12 protein-coding genes, 2 tRNA genes and 2 rRNA genes (1 of these 16 only partly in view) are annotated in these 17,483 nt (G+C 65.8%); 11 read left to right on the top strand and 5 right to left on the bottom strand.

The genetic code is table 11. From position 1 onward, the window contains the following. Positions 1-62: 62 nt before the first annotated feature. Positions 63-737, bottom strand: a complete 675-nt coding sequence (gene radC, locus MUU77_RS17280) for a DNA repair protein RadC (RefSeq protein ID WP_245089533.1) — start codon at positions 735-737, stop codon at positions 63-65. Positions 738-833: 96 nt separating this feature from the next. Between radC and coaBC the strand changes: the two genes are divergently transcribed. From coaBC to MUU77_RS17265, 3 genes are read left to right on the top strand one after another with little or no spacing between them, the layout of a single operon-like run. Then, complete coding sequence (gene coaBC / locus MUU77_RS17275) at positions 834-2,063, top strand: bifunctional phosphopantothenoylcysteine decarboxylase/phosphopantothenate--cysteine ligase CoaBC (protein WP_245089531.1); 1,230 nt, start codon at positions 834-836, stop codon at positions 2,061-2,063. Further along, entirely contained in the window at positions 2,060-2,524 is a 465-nt protein-coding gene (dut, locus tag MUU77_RS17270; RefSeq protein ID WP_162110876.1) for a dUTP diphosphatase, read from the top strand. The genes coaBC and dut overlap by 4 nt, the downstream gene beginning before the upstream one ends. 14 nt (positions 2,525-2,538) lie before the next feature. Beyond that, positions 2,539-4,866, top strand: coding sequence for a phosphomannomutase/phosphoglucomutase (locus MUU77_RS17265; protein WP_245089529.1), 2,328 nt, complete (start codon positions 2,539-2,541; stop codon positions 4,864-4,866). 90 nt (positions 4,867-4,956) lie between these two features. On the opposite strand, the gene MUU77_RS17260 is transcribed toward MUU77_RS17265, so the two are convergent. Then, entirely contained in the window at positions 4,957-5,670 is a 714-nt protein-coding gene (locus MUU77_RS17260) for a hypothetical protein (protein WP_245089527.1), read from the bottom strand. Between the two features lie 17 nt (positions 5,671-5,687). After that, complete coding sequence (gene pyrE / locus MUU77_RS17255; RefSeq protein WP_245089525.1) at positions 5,688-6,359, bottom strand: orotate phosphoribosyltransferase; 672 nt, start codon at positions 6,357-6,359, stop codon at positions 5,688-5,690. 111 nt (positions 6,360-6,470) lie between these two features. Here pyrE and MUU77_RS17250 point away from each other — a divergent pair, with 111 nt between their 5' ends. The 3 genes from MUU77_RS17250 to MUU77_RS17240 are packed head-to-tail and all read left to right on the top strand — an operon-like array spanning position 6,471 to position 8,849. After that, entirely contained in the window at positions 6,471-7,241 is a 771-nt protein-coding gene (locus MUU77_RS17250; protein WP_245089523.1) for an exodeoxyribonuclease III, read from the top strand. Continuing rightward, positions 7,241-8,575, top strand: coding sequence for an MFS transporter (locus tag MUU77_RS17245; RefSeq protein ID WP_245089521.1), 1,335 nt, complete (start codon positions 7,241-7,243; stop codon positions 8,573-8,575). Before MUU77_RS17250 ends, MUU77_RS17245 begins: the two co-directional genes overlap by 1 nt. A 46-nt stretch (positions 8,576-8,621) precedes the next feature. Beyond that, positions 8,622-8,849, top strand: a complete 228-nt coding sequence (locus MUU77_RS17240) for a hypothetical protein (protein ID WP_055937736.1) — start codon at positions 8,622-8,624, stop codon at positions 8,847-8,849. On the opposite strand, the gene MUU77_RS17235 is transcribed toward MUU77_RS17240, so the two are convergent. Both MUU77_RS17235 and MUU77_RS17230 read right to left on the bottom strand, forming a co-directional pair. Continuing rightward, positions 8,846-9,985, bottom strand: a complete 1,140-nt coding sequence (locus tag MUU77_RS17235) for an anhydro-N-acetylmuramic acid kinase (protein ID WP_245089520.1) — start codon at positions 9,983-9,985, stop codon at positions 8,846-8,848. The two genes, MUU77_RS17240 and MUU77_RS17235, sit on opposite strands and share 4 nt — an antisense overlap. Before the next feature lie 73 nt (positions 9,986-10,058). Beyond that, on the bottom strand, positions 10,059-11,510 hold the full coding sequence (locus MUU77_RS17230) for a peptidoglycan DD-metalloendopeptidase family protein (protein ID WP_245089518.1): 1,452 nt from the start codon (positions 11,508-11,510) through the stop codon (positions 10,059-10,061). 181 nt (positions 11,511-11,691) lie between these two features. Here MUU77_RS17230 and tyrS point away from each other — a divergent pair, with 181 nt between their 5' ends. From tyrS to MUU77_RS17205, 5 genes are all read left to right on the top strand, one after another. Beyond that, on the top strand, positions 11,692-12,900 hold the full coding sequence (tyrS, locus tag MUU77_RS17225) for a tyrosine--tRNA ligase (RefSeq protein WP_245089517.1): 1,209 nt from the start codon (positions 11,692-11,694) through the stop codon (positions 12,898-12,900). 440 nt (positions 12,901-13,340) lie between these two features. Next, positions 13,341-14,885 (top strand): 16S ribosomal RNA (locus tag MUU77_RS17220). Positions 14,886-14,957: 72 nt separating this feature from the next. Further along, positions 14,958-15,033, top strand: a tRNA-Ala gene (locus tag MUU77_RS17215). Between the two features lie 15 nt (positions 15,034-15,048). Further along, positions 15,049-15,125 (top strand) — tRNA-Ile (locus MUU77_RS17210). Positions 15,126-15,375: 250 nt separating this feature from the next. Next, positions 15,376-17,483: ribosomal RNA gene (locus tag MUU77_RS17205) — 23S ribosomal RNA — on the top strand; it runs 771 nt beyond the window's last position. The 16S and 23S rRNA genes sit together here with 2 tRNA genes alongside, the layout of an rRNA operon.

The following is a 17,483-nucleotide window of genomic DNA, read 5'->3' as shown; positions in this document are numbered from 1 at the left end:
CTAGGTTTTCCCGGTCTCTGCGTGGGATCGTCGCGTTCAGGCCGGTGTGGTGCTCCGGCCGTTCAGACCCAGCCACGCGCCGCCATCGACTGCGGCGGCCCGTCGCCGACGACGAAATGGTCCAGCAGGCGCACCTCGACCAGCGCCAGCGCCTGCTTCAGGCGCTGGGTGACGGCACGATCGGCGGCGGACGGTTCTGCGCATCCGGAGGGATGGTTGTGCCCCACGATCAGGGCGGTGGCGTTGATGGCCAGCGCGCGCCGCGCGACCTCGCGGGGATGCACTTCGGCGCTGTCCACCGAGCCCTGGAACAGTTCCTCGAACCCCAGCACGCGGTGGCGGGTGTCGAGGAACAGGGCGGCGAACACTTCCTGCCGCCGTCCCCGCAGCCGCTGCGCGAAATAGCGGCCGGCGGCCTCCGGATCGCTGACGGCGTCGCCACGTTCCAGCGAGGCGTGCAGCAGGCGGTTGCCCAGTTCCAGTGCCCCGGCCAGGGCGCAGGCGCGGGCCGGGCCCAGGCCGGGCAGCGTGGTCAGCTCGGACGGGGGGCGTTCCAGCAGGACACGCAGCGGGCCATGCTGGGCGAGCAGTTCGCGCGCCGTGGCGACGGCGTCGCGGCCGTGCAGGCCCGAGCCGAGGAAGATCGCCAGCAGTTCGGCGTCGCTGAGGCTGCCGGCACCCCGTGCCAGCAGCTTTTCGCGGGGACGTTCCTCGTGGGGCCAGGCGCGGATGTGCATGGGCGTACTGTCGTGGATGCGTGAGCGGTACGGCATCGGGCGTCCACGGCCGTTCGGGTAAGCTAATCGCCTGTATCGACGTAGGAATGGGCCGACGTGACGGGATGGGACAAGACACAGGGCCTGGCGGGACGCCGCCTGCTGCTGTGCGTGGGGGGCGGCATTGCCGCCTACAAGGCGCTTGAACTGGTGCGCCGTCTGCGCGATGCGGGGGCGCAGGTGCAGGTCGCCATGACCGCCGGGGCGCAGCAGTTCGTCACGCCGCTGAGCTTCCAGGCGCTGTCCGGATACCCCACCCGCACGTCCCTCTGGGACAGCGCGGCCGAGCAGGCCATGGGCCATATCGAACTGGCACGCTGGGCGGACCAGGTGATCGTCGCGCCCGCCACCGCCGACCTGATGGCACGCCTGGCGCATGGGCTGGCCGACGACCTGGTCACCACCTTGTGCCTGGCGACCACCGCGCCGGTCATGGTCGCGCCGGCGATGAACCACCGCATGTGGGAGCATCCCGCCACCCAGGCCAACCTGGCCACGCTGCGCAGCCGTGGCGTGCGGGTGGTGGGGCCGAACGACGGGCCGCTGGCCGAGGGCGAATCCGGTCCCGGCCGGCTCGCCGAGCCTGGCGAGATCGTGGCCGCACTGGCCGCCCGCGCCGGCGATGCCCCGCCGGTGCCGCAGGACCTGGCCGGACTGAAGGTGGTGGTCAGCGCGGGGCCCACCTACGAGGACCTGGACCCGGTCCGCTACCTGGGCAACCGCAGCAGCGGCAAGATGGGCTTCGCTGTCGCCGCCAGCGCCGCGAAACGGGGCGCGGCGGTCACCCTGGTCGCCGGCCCCGTGCACCTGCCCACGCCGCCGGGCGTGACCCGCGTGGATGTGCGTTCCGCCGCGCAGATGCACCAGGCGGTGTTCGCCGCCCTGCCTGCCGACCTCTACATCGGCGCCGCCGCCGTGGCCGACTACACCCCGCGCGAGCCGGCCGCCGACAAGATCAAGAAATCCAGCGAATCGCTGGCGCTGGACCTGGTGCGTACGCCGGACATCCTGGCCGAGGTCGCGGCGCAGACGCAGGCGCTCAGGCTGGTGGTGGGCTTCGCCGCCGAGACCAACAACGTGGCCGAGTACGCTCGCCGCAAGCTGGAAGCCAAGCGGCTGGACATGATCGTGGCCAACCGCGTGGGCATCGCAGATGGCGGGTTCGAGAGCGACCAGAACGCGATGACGGCCTACTGGAAGGAAGGCGAGCGCAGTTTCGCCTCGGCACCCAAGACGCAGCTGGCGGACGAACTGATGGACCTGATCGTGGAGCGACTGAACGCATGAGCGCATCCCGCGCGGTGGAAGTGAAGCTGCTGGACCCCCGTTTCGGCGACGAATGGCCGTTGCCGGCCTATGCCACCGAGGCCAGCGCCGGCATGGACCTGCGCGCGGCGCTGGATGCGCCGCTGGTGCTGGAGCCGGGGGACGCCGCGCTGGTGCCCAGCGGCATCGCCCTGCACCTGGGCGACCCGCAGCTGTGCGCGGTGGTGCTGCCCCGCTCGGGGCTGGGCCACCGGCACGGCATCGTGCTGGGCAACGGCACCGGGCTGATCGACGCCGACTACCAGGGGCCGCTGCTGATCAGCGTCTGGAATCGCGGGCACGAGGCCTTCACCATCCAGCCGGGCGACCGCATCGCCCAGGTCATGGTGCTGCCGGTCGTGCGCGTGAGCCTGCAGGTGGTGGATACTTTCGCCGACAGCGCACGGGGGACGGGTGGTTTCGGCCACACCGGCGTGCGGTGACAGGGGATGAGCCGATGAACACGACCAACGACAAGCGTCCGCGGATTCCCGTGGGCGATACGCGGCGTGCGCTGCCGCTGCTGGCGCTGCTGTTGCTGCTGCTGGCCGGCCTGCTGGCCTGGAGCGGGGTGCGGCAATGGCGCGATGCGGCCCTGCTCGACGACATGCAGCGCGCCCGCGACGCGGCGGCCTCGGCCGTGGAGAGCGCCTACCGCGCGCAGACAGGACAGCTGGCCCAGCGCCTGGCGTCGGCACCGGTGAAGGCCGCCCTGGACCGCAACGACACCGGCGCCGCCGTCGCAGCGCTGCGCGAGGGATGGGCGGGCGTGGAGCATGTCGAGATCCACGATGGCGCGCTGGAGTCGGCCTATGCCGACGCGCCGGCCTTCGGCTTCAGCAAGCTCGCGCTGCTCGAGGCGGGCATGCAGGGCGATGCCGTGGCGGCCCGGGTGGTGAAGGATGGCAAGGCCACGGCCTTCGGCCTGGCGGCGGCCGTTCCACAGGGCGTGGTGTACGTGCGCCTGCCCCTGGCGCAGCTGACCGGCGGATTCGACGGCGTGGCCGTGCCCGCGGGCGGCTACCTGGCGCTGCGGCAGGGGGCTTTCAGCGTGCGCGAGCGCGGCAATGCCGGCCTGCAGGATGGCGCCGAACGCATGGCGCACACGGTCGGCAAGACCGGCCTGCGCGTGGCCACCGCGGTGCCGGACAGCGAGCCGGGGCCGCTGGGCCTGGGCGCGATTCCCGCACTGGTGGCGGGCGGCCTGCTGGCGGCGCTGGCGGTACTGGCGCTGCTGGTGGCGCGAGGCGGCATCCGCCTGCCCCGGTTCGGAAAGAAAGGCGCGACCATGGACGAAACCGACGAGCCCACCCTGGGTGAGGCACTGCTGCGCGAACCGCCGCCGACGCCCGCCACCCGCGAGGCCCGCGCGCAGGAAGAGGGTCGTCCCCCCGACCGCAGCGCGGTCGAGGTGGACCCCGGCATCTTCCGCGCCTACGACATCCGTGGCGTCGTCGGAAAGACGCTGAACATCGAGGTGGCCGAACTGATCGGCCTGGCGATCGGGTCGGTGATGCGCGAAGAGGACCTGGCCGACATCGTGGTCGGGCGCGACGGGCGCCTGTCCGGTCCCGATCTGGTGGGCGGGCTGATCACCGGCCTGCGCAAGGCCGGGCGCAACGTCATCGACATCGGCCTGGCGCCCACGCCGGTGGCGTACTTCGCCGCCTACCACCTGCGCACCGGCAGCAGCGTGGCGGTGACCGGCAGCCACAACCCGCCGGACTACAACGGGTTCAAGATCGTGGTCGGCGGGCAGACGCTGTCCGGCGATGCGATCACCGACCTGTACGAACGCATCCGCGACAACCGCCTGCACGTGGCCAACGTGCCCGGCGACCTGCAGCAGCGCGACGTGTCGGCCGACTACATCCAGCGCATCGCCGACGACGTGCAGCTGGAGCGGCCGCTGAAGGTGGTGGTGGATGCCGGCAACGGCGTGGCCGGCGACATCGCGCCGCAGCTGCTGGAGGCGATCGGCGCGGATGTCATCCCGCTGTACTGCGAAGTCGATGGCACCTTCCCCAACCACCACCCCGACCCCAGCGAGCCGCACAACCTCGAGGACCTGATCCAGACGGTCAAGCGCTTCGATGCCGACATCGGCCTGGCCTTCGACGGCGACGGCGACCGCCTGGGCGTGGTGACCAAAGAAGGCGAGGTGATCTTCCCCGACCGGCTGCTGATGCTGTTCGCCGCCGACGTGCTGGAACGCAATCCCGGCGCGCTGATCATCTACGACGTGAAGTGCACCGGAAAGCTGCAGGGGTGGGTGCTGCGCCACGGCGGCACGCCGATGATGTGGAAGACCGGGCACTCGCTGATCAAGGCGAAGATGCGCGAGAGCGGCGCCGAACTGGCCGGCGAGATGAGCGGGCATTTCTTCTTCCAGGAGCGTTGGTACGGGTTCGACGACGGACTCTATTCGGCGGCCCGCCTGCTGGAGATCCTCGCCAACCGGGCCGAGACGCCTTCCGAGGTGCTGGCGGCGCTGCCTGACGGCGTGTCCACGCCGGAGATCAAGGTGGATGTGCCGGCCGGCACGCCGCACGAGATCGTGGCGCGGTTCGTCGAGGGCGCCAGCTTCGAAGGTGCGCGCCTGTCCACCATCGACGGCCTGCGCGCGGATTGGGACGATGGCTGGGGCCTGGTACGCGCCTCCAACACCACGCCGATCCTGGTGCTGCGCTTCGAGGCGGACAATACGGCGGCGCTGGAGCGCATCAAGGACGAGTTCCGCACGCGCCTGCAGGCGCTGGCACCGGAACTGACCATGACGTTCTGAGCCCGTCGCCGCAACGCCAAGCCGACAACGCCGGGCATGCCCGGCGTTGTCGTGTCCGGGGCCCGGTACCGCGCCGGTTTCGAAGGCGGATCAGCGGCGGGCGGGCGCCTGCGCGTCGGCGGTGGCGTCGGACGGGGCGGTGGCGGCGGCTTCGGCCTGCTCGGCCGTGACGCCCTTCATCGCGCGGAAGCGCTGCAGGGTGTCGGCGATCTCCACGTCCAGCTCGGCACGCTGGCTTTCGAAACTCTGCTGCAGGCGGCGGGTACGCACCAGTTCGGCATGGCGCTGATGGATCGCCGCGGCCATTTCGGCGGTGACCGGCTTGCCGGCCAGCTCGCGGTCGCCGGCGGTCTGCAGCAGGCTGATCAGGCCTTCGCGCAGGCTGACCGCGTTGTAGCGCGCGGTCTGCACGTTGTTGTCGACGATGGCCGTGCGTTCGTTGAACACGCGGCGCAGGTCCTCCTCGCTGCGGTACGACAGCAGCATGGCCGCATCGGTGCGGCGGCGGGTCTCGGCGGCGGCCGCATCCATCTGCCGCTGCTGGGCCTGGATGGCGGCCTGGGCGCGCTCCTCGGCGGTCAGGGCGCGCTCCACGCCACCCGTGCGCAGGCCGCTGCTGGCGCTGATCTCGTCGCGCGCGGCATTCACGGCGTCGGCCGGCAGGGCGTCGCTGCAGACGCGCTGGCCCTTCTCCTGCCAGCAGAACAGCTTCTTGGCGCCGGCCGCGCCCTTGTCCTGCGCCAGCGCGCAGGGCATCGCCACCAGCGCGGCGGTGGCCAGCAGGATGGATGTGCGGACGGTCATGGCAGCCCCCTGCTGCATCAGTCCTGGGTCGCGCTGCCGTAGCGGGCCCGGTAGGCCAGCAGGTCGTCGCGATGGCGGACAAGGTCGGCGCTTTCGCCGGCAAATGCAAGCAGGTCGTGCAGGTTGGCCACGGCCACCACGGGAACGCCGGTTTCCGCGGCGACCGATTGCGCCGCCGAACGGCGCGGCGCTGTCGCGCCCGGTTCGCCCAGCACTTCCTGGCGGTCGAGCGCGACGACGATCCCGGCCGGAGTGCCGCCACCGGCGCGGATCAGGCCCAGCGCCTCGCGGATCGCGGTGCCGGCGGTGATCACGTCGTCGACGACCAGCACGCGCCGGTCTTCCAAGGGCGCGCCGATCAGCAGGCCGCCCTCGCCGTGGTCCTTGGCTTCCTTGCGGTTGAAGGCCACGGGCAGGTCGCGCCCGCGGCGGGCGAACTCGCAGGCCAGCGCCGTCGCCAGCGGGATGCCCTTGTAGGCCGGGCCGAACAGCAGGTCGAACTGCAACCCGGCCTCTTCGATCGCGTCGGCATAGCAGGCGGCCAGGCCGGCCAGCAGCGAGCCGCTGTCGAAACGGCCGGCATTGAAGAAATAGGGGCTCTGCCGGCCCGACTTCAGCGTGAACTGGCCGAAGCGTAGGGCCTGCGCATGCAGGGCGAGTTGGAGGAAGCGGGCGCGATGGTCGGTCATGGGGACGGGACTGAACGGGATGGGGACAGGATAACCGCCGCGGCCCGCGCGCCGCGCGGTCCGGGCGCCGGTTCGGGTACGCTTGCCCGGTTTCCGACGAACGACGTACCCATGCGCATCATCAGCTTCAACGCCAACGGCCTGCGCTCGGCGGCCACCAAGGGTTTCTTCGACTGGTTCGCCGCGCAGGACGCCGACGTGCTGTGCGTGCAGGAGACCAAGGCGCAGGAACACCAGCTGGCCGGGCCCGCGTTCCTGCCGGCCGGCTACAAGGCCTGGTTCCGCGACGCCACCACCAAGAAGGGTTACAGCGGCGTGGCGATCTACGCCCGGCGCGAGCCCGATGAAGTGCGCACGGCCCTGGGCTGGGGCCCGTTCGACGACGAGGGGCGCTACATCGAGGCGCGCTTCGGCGATCTGAGCGTGGTCTCGTTCTACATCCCGTCCGGCTCGTCGGGCGAGGAGCGCCAGGGGTTCAAGTTCAAGGTCATGGAGTGGCTGGCGCCGGTGCTGGACGAATGGCGCCGCAGTGGCCGCCACTACGTGCTGTGCGGCGATTGGAACATCGTGCGCAGCCGGCTGGACATCAAGAACTGGACCAGCAACCAGAAGAACTCCGGCTGCCTGCCGCCCGAGCGCGACTGGTTGAACGGGCTGTGCGTGGACGACGGCGGCTGGGTCGATGCCTACCGCGTGCTGCATCCGGAAGGCCAGGATTACACTTGGTGGAGCAACCGCGGCGCCGCGCGCGCCAACAACGTGGGGTGGCGGATCGACTACCAGTTCGTCACCCCGTCGCTGCGCGACCGCCTCAAGGCCTGCTCGATCTACCGCGAGCAGCGCTTCTCCGACCATGCGCCCTTCACGGTGGACTACGCCTGATGACGGTCTCCGCCCGCGATCGCCCATCCAAGCCCTCGGTCTGGCGCGCGTTCGCGCAACCGTCGGCGTGGACGATGTTCTTCTTCGGCTTCGCCTCGGGCATGCCGTTCCTGCTGGTGGCCGGCACGCTGGCCTACTGGCTGACCGAGAACGGGCTGGAACTGAAGAACATCACCCTGATCGCGAGCGCCGGCCTGAGCTATACGCTGAAGTTCCTGTGGGCACCGCTGGTGGACCGCTGGCGTTTGCCGCTCATCGGGCGGTTGGGCCAGCGGCGCGGTTGGCTGCTGTTCGCACTGGCGGTGGTCATCGTCGGACTGTTGCTGATGGCGCACCTGACACCCGGCCGGCTGGCGCCCTTCATCTGGGTCACCCTGATGACGGCATTCGCCGGCGCCACCCTGGACATCGCGGTGGATGCCTACCGCATCGAGATCGCGCCGCAGGAATCGCAGGGCGCGCTGCTGGCCACCTACTCGCTGGGCTACCGCATCGCCCTGATCATCACCGGCATGCTGGCGCTGGTACTGGCCGACCATGTGCCGTGGCCGCAGGTATACATGGCCATGGCCGTGTTCATGCTGATCCCCGTGGTGGCCGTGCTGCTGGCCTCCGAGCCCAGCGTGGTCCGGGTGAAGATGACCACCTGGGCCGCAGGCCTGCAGGAAGGGGTGGTCGAACCGTTCCTGGATTTCTTCCGCCGCTTCGGCGCCCCGCTGGCCGCCGCCCTGCTGGCCTTCATCCTGCTGGCGAAGGTCTCGGACCAGTCGCTGGGCGGCGGCATCATGGCGCCGTTCTACCTGGGCGAAGGCTTCACCAAGACCGAGATCGCGGCGGTTACCAAGTTCTACGGCATCTGGGTGGGCTTGGCCGGCGTCTTCCTTGCCGGCATCGCCATCGCGCGCTGGGGCGTGAAGTGGCCCCTGTTCGTCGGCGTGGTGCTGGGCGCGATCAGCAACCTGCTGTATGTGTGGCTGGTCGGTGCCGATGGCGATGTGTGGAAGCTCACGCTGGTGATCTCCGGCGAGAATCTGGCGCAGGGCTTCCAGGGCACCACGCTGGTGGCGTTCCTGTCCGCGCTCGTGAACCAGCGGTTCACCGCGACGCAGTACGCGCTGTTCTCATCGCTGGTGATGCTGCCGGGCAAGTTGTTGAGCGCAGTGTCCGGCAGCATCGTGGAACAGACCGGCTACGCGCCGTATTTCTGGATCACGGCACTGGCGTCGGTGCCCGCCGCGCTGCTGTTCTTCTGGCTGGTGCCGCGCATCCGCTTCGGCGGCGACCATGAGCCGGCCAGTGGCGCCGCGCCACCGCCAGGGCCGGCGGCGGACTGAGCGCTTGCGCTACAGTCTGCCCATGGGGCATGCAGGGGACGGGGCAATGACCGACATCGTGCTGAAGGACGTGGATCCGATCCTCGCCGAGCGCATCCGGCGCGTCTCGCAGGCCCGCGGCTGGCCGATCCACGACACCATCTTCAACCTGCTGGAGCAGGGCCTGTTCGTATGCGAGGCCGAAGTGCGCGGCGGCTTCGACGATCGCGAAGTCAACGCGCTGGCCGAAGCCATCAGCGCCCTGAAGGACGTGCCGCCCGGCAAGGGCTTCTAGGCCGGATACACCGTGCCCAGCACACGGCGCCCCGAGGCGCCGGTGACGGCGGGCAGGTTGCCGGGACGGCCCGCCAGCGTTTCGCGGGCCAGCCACGCAAAGCCCATCGCTTCCACGTAGTCCGGTTCCAGGCCGTGCAGGGCGGTCGACTCCACGATGGCCTGCGGCAGGTAGGCGGCCAGTCGGGCCATCAACACCGCATTCCGCACGCCACCCCCGCAGACCAGCACGCGGCGGGTGTCCGGCTGCGTCATCTGCAGCGCATCGGCCACCGTGCGGGCGGTCAGGTCCAGCAGGGTCGCCTGCACGTCGGCGGCGGGCACGACGGTGCCGTCCATGCGCGCCTGCAACCAGTCCAGGTGGAAATGTTCGCGGCCGGTGCTCTTGGGCGGCGGCAGTGCGAACCACGGCTCGGCCAGCAGGCGGGCCAGCAGCGCCGCGTTGACCTGTCCGCTGGCCGCGAAGGCGCCATCGGCATCGTAGGCGCGGCCGGTGTGGCGCTCGCACCAGGCATCCATCAGTGCATTCGCCGGGCCGGTGTCGAAGCCGCGGACCTCCCCGCCCACCGGCAGCAGGGTGAAATTGGCGATGCCGCCCAGGTTGAGCACCGCCCGGTCTTCCTGCGCCGACCCCAGCAGCGCGGCGTGGAAGGCGGGCATCAGCGGCGCGCCCTGGCCACCGGCGGCCACGTCGCGGCGGCGGAAATCGGCCACGGTGTCGATGCCGCTGCGCTCGGCGATGACATTGCCATCGCCCAGCTGCCAGGTGAAGGGAGGGTCGGCATGCGGACGGTGGCGGATGGTCTGGCCGTGGGAGCCGATCGCCCGCACGCGGCCGCGCGGTACGCCGGCGTCCTGAAGCAGCGCCAGGGCTGCCTCGGCGAAGGCCTGCGCCACGGTCGCATCCAGCGCACCGAGCGCGTCCAGCGACACGTTGTCCGCGCCCTGGCCCAGTGCGACCAGCCGGGCGCGTGTGGCCTCGTCCCAGGCGAACGTGCGGCCATGCACCAGCCGGCAGCCGAGCGCACGCCCTTCGCCCTCGAACCGGACCAGGGCGGCATCGATGCCATCGGCGCTGGTGCCCGACATCAGGCCCAGGTAGAGCTCGGAGACGGGGGCATCGGTGGCTTCGGTCATGCGGAAGGGTCGGGCAAAGAAAAAGGCGGGACAGTGTCCCGCCTTTTCGGATATCCCGCCACGTGCGGCCGGGTCAGCCCTTGCCGTTCTTCCTGCCAGCGGCAGGCTTGGCGGCCGCCACGGTGGTGGCCGGCTTCGCCGCGTCTTCGGCGGGACCGACATCGGCGTAGATGATGTCCTCGACGGTGCGGATGCGCGCCAGCGCGTTCGAGGTGTACGTACGGAACGCGGCCAGCTGGGCCCCGGACAGCGGCTCGGGTGGCGGCATCGTCACCGACAGCGGGTTGCGGTGCGCCCCATTGATGCGGAACTCGTAATGCAGGTGGGGGCCGGTGGACAGGCCCGTGGTACCGACGTAGCCGATCACGGTGCCCTGCGCCACGCGCTGGCCCGGCTTGATCTTGCCCAGCCGCGACATGTGCGCATACAGCGTGGTGTGGCCGCGGCCGTGGTCCAGGATGACGGTGCGCCCATAGCCGCCCTGCCAGCCGGCGAACTGCACGCGCCCATCGCCTGCCGCCATGATCGGCGTGCCCGTGGACGCCGCATAGTCCACGCCCTTGTGCATGCGCATGGTGCCCAGCACGGGATGGCGTCGCGCACCGAACTTGGAGCTCATGCGCGCATAGGCGATGGGCATGCGGATGAAGTTCTTCTTCAGCGGCCGGCCGGCGGCGGTGAAGTACTCCGGCTTGCCGCCCGGACGGGTGAAACGGAAGCCGGAGTACAGCTTCCCGTCGACGGTGAAGGTGGCCGCCTGCACCGGTCCGGTGCTGATCAGCTCGCCTTCGCGCCAAGTCTGTTCGACCACCACGCTGAAGCGGTCGTCCGGCCCCAGGTCGGAGTTGAAGTCGATGTCGTACTTGAAGATCTCGTCGGTCATCGAGTTGATGTTGGCCGAGGTCAGTCCCGCCTTGCGCGCCGACCGGTTCAGCGAACGCCCCACCTTGCCGCTCAGCACGACGGTGCGGGTGGTCGTCTCGCGCGCGATGACCCGCTCGGTGATCTTGTCGGTGCCGACCAGCAGTTCCACGCGATGGCTGGGGTCGCGGTCGTAGCGCAGCGTGCGCAGGCCGCCGGTGACAGGCAGGTCGAAGGCGATCTCGGTGCCCGGTTTCAGGCGCGTCAGCGCCTTCTTCGCATCGCTGTTCTCCAGGATGCGGTGCAGCGTGGCGGCCGGGATGCCCAGTTCCTCGAAGATCGCCCCCATGGTCTGCCCAGGCTTCACCCGCACCACCTGCCAACTGTCGCCGGCCGTACCGGCCTGGCGCGCGGCGGACAATTCGGGCAGTTCGAGCAGCAGGGTGTTGCGGGGCTGGGAGACCGGCGCCTGGATGGCGCTGGAGAAGCCCGGCACGATGGTGGCCATCAACACGCCGATGGTGGTGAACAGACTGGCGTGGATCCAGTGGCGGCGCGTCCAGCGGCCTTCCGGCAGGTGCCGCTTCACGGCGGTTTCCCGAAGCACGCCAAGGCGCTCGCGGAACTGTTGCTTGCGGCTGTTGCCGCCCCCATGAGTTTGCATCAAGGTCGCACCCCGGGGCCAAGGCAAAGCCCCAATCGGCGTACCATAGACACGCGAAGACTTCGCGTCAAACCATTGAGTCAAATGGCTTTTTTGATAGGTATCACTGTTTACCTACATTTAACGGTAACTTCACTTCACTGACTCGCCCTTCACGGGCCCCCGACTGGAACTGTTCCCTGTGTCTTCCGCTGAAGCTCTTGCCCTGATCGGCCGTGGTGCCGACGAAATCCTCAAACCCGAAGAACTGGAGGCGCGCCTGAAGCTGGGTCGCCCGTTGCGCGTGAAGGCGGGGTTCGACCCGACGGCGCCCGATCTTCATCTGGGCCACACCGTCCTGCTCAACAAGATGCGGCAGTTCCAGGACCTGGGGCACCAGGTGATCTTCCTGATCGGCGATTTCACCGGGATGATCGGCGACCCCACGGGCAAGAACGTCACCCGCAAGCCGCTCACCCGCGAGGACGTGCTGGCCAATGCCCGCACCTACGAGGAGCAGGTCTTCAAGGTGCTGGACCGCGAAAGGACGGAAGTCCGCTTCAATTCCGAATGGTTCGGCAGGATGGGCGCGGCGGACATGATCCGCCTCGCCGGCCAGCACACCGTCGCCCGCATGCTGGAGCGCGACGACTTCGCCAAGCGCTATGCCGCCCAGCAGTCCATCGCCATCCACGAGTTCCTGTATCCGCTGGTGCAGGGCTACGACTCCGTGGCCCTGCAGGCGGATGTCGAACTCGGCGGCACCGACCAGAAGTTCAACCTGCTGATGGGCAGGGGGCTCCAGGAGCACCACGGCCAGACACCCCAGATCGTGCTGACCATGCCGCTGCTGGAGGGCCTGGACGGCGTCAACAAGATGTCCAAGTCGCTGGGCAACTACATAGGCGTCAGCGAGCCGGCCATCGACATCGTCACCAAGACCATGAAGATCGGCGACGACCTGATGTGGCGCTGGATCGAACTGCTGAGCTTCGAGATCGGCCTGGCCGAAGCGGCCGCTCTCAAGCGATCGGTCGCGGACGGCGGGCTGAACCCGCGCGACGTCAAGCTGCGCCTGGCGCGGGAGCTGGCGGTCCGTTTCCATGGCGCAGCCGACGCCGAAAAGGCGATCGCCGGCTGGCATGCCGTCGTCACGGGTCAGGGGGACACGTCGCTGCTGGAGCTGAAGGAGGTGGGCGTGCCGGCGGACGGGATCCGCATTGCGGCGCTGCTGACGGCGGCGGGGATCACGCCCAGCAACTCCGAAGCCAACCGCAAGCTCAAGGAGCGGGCGGTCAAGGTGGAGGGCGAGGTGGTCGAAGACGCGGGCCTGCAGCTGATGCCGGGCTTCGAGGGCGTCCTGCAGGTGGGCAAGCGCAATTTCGCGCGGGTCCGTCTGGTAGCGGGCTGAGCAGGGCGCCGCTGCCTGAAGGCCGGTCGAGGCGATGTGAAAAATTCCATCCGCACCCCTTCCAAAAGCTGACAGAACGCGCCATACTTTCCCTCCCCCGACGCACGGGGCCTTGCCGGACCGGCAGGGCGCCGGAAGAAGGGAAACGGATCGCCAACAACTTCGAAAAAAGATGTTGACGAAACGAAAAAGTCCGCCATAATAGGCGGCTCACCTCGACGGAAACGTCGGGGCCAACGAAGGAAGGCGCTGAGGCCGACTTCGAGTTCTTTGAAAGTGTGCGCAGGTGACTTGTGTGGGCGCCTGCAGGAAGGACAAGCTGTCCATCTTGCAGACGTTCGATTCATGAGCATCTTGTCAATTGTAGAAATGCAAGCGATACGTAAAGCTTGTGATCGAGCTCTGCAGCTAAATGTTTTTGCCTTCGGGCAATGCAGTTTTAAGTGAAGAGTTTGATCCTGGCTCAGAGTGAACGCTGGCGGTAGGCCTAACACATGCAAGTCGAACGGCAGCACAGGAGAGCTTGCTCTCTGGGTGGCGAGTGGCGGACGGGTGAGGAATACATCGGAATCTACCTTTTCGTGGGGGATAACGTAGGGAAACTTACGCTAATACCGCATACGACCTACGGGTGAAAGTGGGGGACCGCAAGGCCTCACGCGATTAGATGAGCCGATGTCCGATTAGCTAGTTGGCGGGGTAATGGCCCACCAAGGCGACGATCGGTAGCTGGTCTGAGAGGATGATCAGCCACACTGGAACTGAGACACGGTCCAGACTCCTACGGGAGGCAGCAGTGGGGAATATTGGACAATGGGCGCAAGCCTGATCCAGCCATACCGCGTGGGTGAAGAAGGCCTTCGGGTTGTAAAGCCCTTTTGTTGGGAAAGAAATCCTGTCGATTAATACTCGGTGGGGATGACGGTACCCAAAGAATAAGCACCGGCTAACTTCGTGCCAGCAGCCGCGGTAATACGAAGGGTGCAAGCGTTACTCGGAATTACTGGGCGTAAAGCGTGCGTAGGTGGTGGTTTAAGTCTGCTGTGAAAGCCCTGGGCTCAACCTGGGAATTGCAGTGGATACTGGATCACTAGAGTGTGGTAGAGGGATGCGGAATTTCTGGTGTAGCAGTGAAATGCGTAGAGATCAGAAGGAACATCCGTGGCGAAGGCGGCATCCTGGGCCAACACTGACACTGAGGCACGAAAGCGTGGGGAGCAAACAGGATTAGATACCCTGGTAGTCCACGCCCTAAACGATGCGAACTGGATGTTGGGTGCAACTTGGCACCCAGTATCGAAGCTAACGCGTTAAGTTCGCCGCCTGGGGAGTACGGTCGCAAGACTGAAACTCAAAGGAATTGACGGGGGCCCGCACAAGCGGTGGAGTATGTGGTTTAATTCGATGCAACGCGAAGAACCTTACCTGGTCTTGACATCCACGGAACTTTCCAGAGATGGATTGGTGCCTTCGGGAACCGTGAGACAGGTGCTGCATGGCTGTCGTCAGCTCGTGTCGTGAGATGTTGGGTTAAGTCCCGCAACGAGCGCAACCCTTGTCCTTAGTTGCCAGCACGTAATGGTGGGAACTCTAAGGAGACCGCCGGTGACAAACCGGAGGAAGGTGGGGATGACGTCAAGTCATCATGGCCCTTACGACCAGGGCTACACACGTACTACAATGGTGGGGACAGAGGGCTGCAAACCCGCGAGGGTGAGCCAATCCCAGAAACCCTATCTCAGTCCGGATTGGAGTCTGCAACTCGACTCCATGAAGTCGGAATCGCTAGTAATCGCAGATCAGCATTGCTGCGGTGAATACGTTCCCGGGCCTTGTACACACCGCCCGTCACACCATGGGAGTTTGTTGCACCAGAAGCAGGTAGCTTAACCTTCGGGAGGGCGCTTGCCACGGTGTGGCCGATGACTGGGGTGAAGTCGTAACAAGGTAGCCGTATCGGAAGGTGCGGCTGGATCACCTCCTTTTGAGCACGACAAGCGCTTCTTGTCAGGCGCCCACACAAGACACCTGCATTTTTCAGAGTAAGCCCGTACAACGGGGCCTTAGCTCAGCTGGGAGAGCACCTGCTTTGCAAGCAGGGGGTCGTCGGTTCGATCCCGACAGGCTCCACCACTGAGGACGACTTTTGGGTCTGTAGCTCAGGTGGTTAGAGCGCACCCCTGATAAGGGTGAGGTCGGTGGTTCGAGTCCTCCCAGACCCACCAAGCCAGGTCGGCACTACTCTGCAAAACTGCAACCGCACACTAAAAGATTTTGAAACGGATCGGCGCTGAAGCCGGCTTCGTGTTCTTTAACAACTTGTGACGTAGCGAGCGTTTTAGATTTTCATCTAGACGTGTCGTTGAGGCTAAGGCGGGGACTTCGAGTCCCTAATAAATTGAGTCGTATGTTCGCGTTGGTGGCTTTGTACCCCATCAACACGTCATGTAGCTCCGAGGCGACTTGGGGTTATATGGTCAAGCGAATAAGCGCACACGGTGGATGCCTTGGCGGTCAGAGGCGATGAAGGACGTGGCAGCCTGCGAAAAGTGCGGGGGAGCTGGCAACAAGCATTGATCCCGTAATGTCCGAATGGGGAAACCCACTGCTTCGGCAGTATCCTGCAGTGAATACATAGCTGCTGGAGGCAAACCCGGTGAACTGAAATATCTAAGTAACCGGAGGAAAAGAAATCAACCGAGATTCCCTGAGTAGTGACGAGCGAACGGGGACCAGCCCTTAAGCTGGATTGGTTTTAGAAGAACAGTCTGGAAAGACTGGCCATAGACGGTGACAGCCCGGTATTCGAAAAGACCTTTTCAGTGAAGACGAGTAAGGCGGGGCACGAGAAACCCTGTCTGAACATGGGGGGACCATCCTCCAAGGCTAAATACTCCTGACCGACCGATAGTGAACCAGTACCGTGAGGGAAAGGCGAAAAGAACCCCGGAGAGGGGAGTGAAATAGATCCTGAAACCGTGTGCGTACAAGCAGTAGGAGCCCGCAAGGGTGACTGCGTACCTTTTGTATAATGGGTCAGCGACTTACTGTTCGTGGCAAGCTTAACCGTATAGGGGAGGCGAAGGGAAACCGAGTCTGATAAGGGCGCATAGTCGCGGGCAGTAGACCCGAAACCGGGTGATCTAGTCATGCCCAGGGTGAAGGTGCCGTAACAGGTACTGGAGGCCCGAACCCACTCCCGTTGCAAAGGTAGGGGATGAGGTGTGATTAGGAGTGAAAAGCTAATCGAACCCGGAGATAGCTGGTTCTCCTCGAAAGCTATTTAGGTAGCGCCTCGTATGAATCTTCTTGGGGGTAGAGCACTGTTATGGCTAGCGGGACATCGCGTCTTAGCAAACCATGGCAAACTCCGAATACCAAGACAGAATGTACGGGAGACACACGGCGGGTGCTAACGTCCGTCGTGAAAAGGGAAACAACCCAGACCCACAGCTAAGGTCCCAAATTTCGTGCTAAGTGGAAAACGATGTGGAAAGGCACAGACAGCCAGGAGGTTGGCTTAGAAGCAGCCACCCTTTAAAGAAAGCGTAATAGCTCACTGGTCGAGTCGGTCTGCGCGGAAGATTTAACGGGGCTAAGCACGAAACCGAAGCTTGGGGTGCATAACTTTGTTATGCGCGGTAGAGGAGCGTTCCGTAAGCCTGCGAAGGTGGCTTGAGAAGGCTGCTGGAGGTATCGGAAGTGCGAATGCTGACATGAGTAACGATAATGCGGGTGAAAAGCCCGCACGCCGAAAGCCCAAGGTTTCCTTGCGCAACGTTAATCGACGCAGGGTTAGTCGGTCCCTAAGGCGAGGGCGAAAGCCGTAGTCGATGGGAAGCAGGTTAATATTCCTGCACCTCGCGTGAGTGCGATGGAGGGACGGAGAAGGTTAGGTGTACCGGGCGTTGGTTGTCCCGGGGAAAGGCGGTAGGTTTGGATCTTTGGCAAATCCGGGATCCTTTAAGACCGAGCACCGAGACGAGCCCTTTAGGGCGAAGTCACTGATACCACGCTTCCAGGAAAAGCTCCTAAGCTTCAGCTCACGCAGACCGTACCGTAAACCGACACAGGTGGGTAGGATGAGAATTCTCAGGCGCTTGAGAGAACTCGGGTGAAGGAACTAGGCAACATGGCACCGTAACTTCGGGAGAAGGTGCACCCCCTTTGGTGGCCCATGCGGGCTATAGCTGAGGGGGGTCGCAGAAACCAGGCCGCTGCGACTGTTTATCAAAAACACAGCACTCTGCAAACACGAAAGTGGACGTATAGGGTGTGACGCCTGCCCGGTGCTGGAAGGTTAATTGATGGGGTCAGCCGCAAGGCGAAGCTCTTGATCGAAGCCCCAGTAAACGGCGGCCGTAACTATAACGGTCCTAAGGTAGCGAAATTCCTTGTCGGGTAAGTTCCGACCTGCACGAATGGCGTAACGACAGCGGCGCTGTCTCCACCCGAGACTCAGTGAAATTGAAATCGCTGTGAAGATGCAGCGTTCCCGTGGCAAGACGGAAAGACCCCGTGAACCTTTACTATAGCTTTACATTGAACGTTGAGTTCGTCTGTGTAGGATAGGTGGGAGGCTA

Source organism: Pseudoxanthomonas sp. F37 (assembly GCF_022965755.1).
In the GTDB taxonomy this organism is placed as follows: domain Bacteria; phylum Pseudomonadota; class Gammaproteobacteria; order Xanthomonadales; family Xanthomonadaceae; genus Pseudoxanthomonas_A.
This window is presented reverse-complemented; position numbering and strand designations above follow the sequence as displayed.

What these genes read in the sequence shown, in the direction of transcription:
- MUU77_RS17260 (WP_245089527.1), bottom strand. Translation starts at nt 5,670, where the DNA reads ATGACCGTCCGCACATCCATCCTGCTGGCCACCGCCGCGCTGGTGGCG.
- dut (WP_162110876.1), top strand. Translation starts at nt 2,060, where the DNA reads ATGAGCGCATCCCGCGCGGTGGAAGTGAAGCTGCTGGACCCCCGTTTC.
- MUU77_RS17240 (WP_055937736.1), top strand. Translation starts at nt 8,622, where the DNA reads ATGACCGACATCGTGCTGAAGGACGTGGATCCGATCCTCGCCGAGCGC.
- MUU77_RS17250 (WP_245089523.1), top strand. Translation starts at nt 6,471, where the DNA reads ATGCGCATCATCAGCTTCAACGCCAACGGCCTGCGCTCGGCGGCCACC.
- MUU77_RS17230 (WP_245089518.1), bottom strand. Translation starts at nt 11,510, where the DNA reads ATGCAAACTCATGGGGGCGGCAACAGCCGCAAGCAACAGTTCCGCGAG.
- MUU77_RS17245 (WP_245089521.1), top strand. Translation starts at nt 7,241, where the DNA reads ATGACGGTCTCCGCCCGCGATCGCCCATCCAAGCCCTCGGTCTGGCGC.
- pyrE (WP_245089525.1), bottom strand. Translation starts at nt 6,359, where the DNA reads ATGACCGACCATCGCGCCCGCTTCCTCCAACTCGCCCTGCATGCGCAG.
- MUU77_RS17235 (WP_245089520.1), bottom strand. Translation starts at nt 9,985, where the DNA reads ATGACCGAAGCCACCGATGCCCCCGTCTCCGAGCTCTACCTGGGCCTG.
- radC (WP_245089533.1), bottom strand. Translation starts at nt 737, where the DNA reads ATGCACATCCGCGCCTGGCCCCACGAGGAACGTCCCCGCGAAAAGCTG.
- MUU77_RS17265 (WP_245089529.1), top strand. Translation starts at nt 2,539, where the DNA reads ATGAACACGACCAACGACAAGCGTCCGCGGATTCCCGTGGGCGATACG.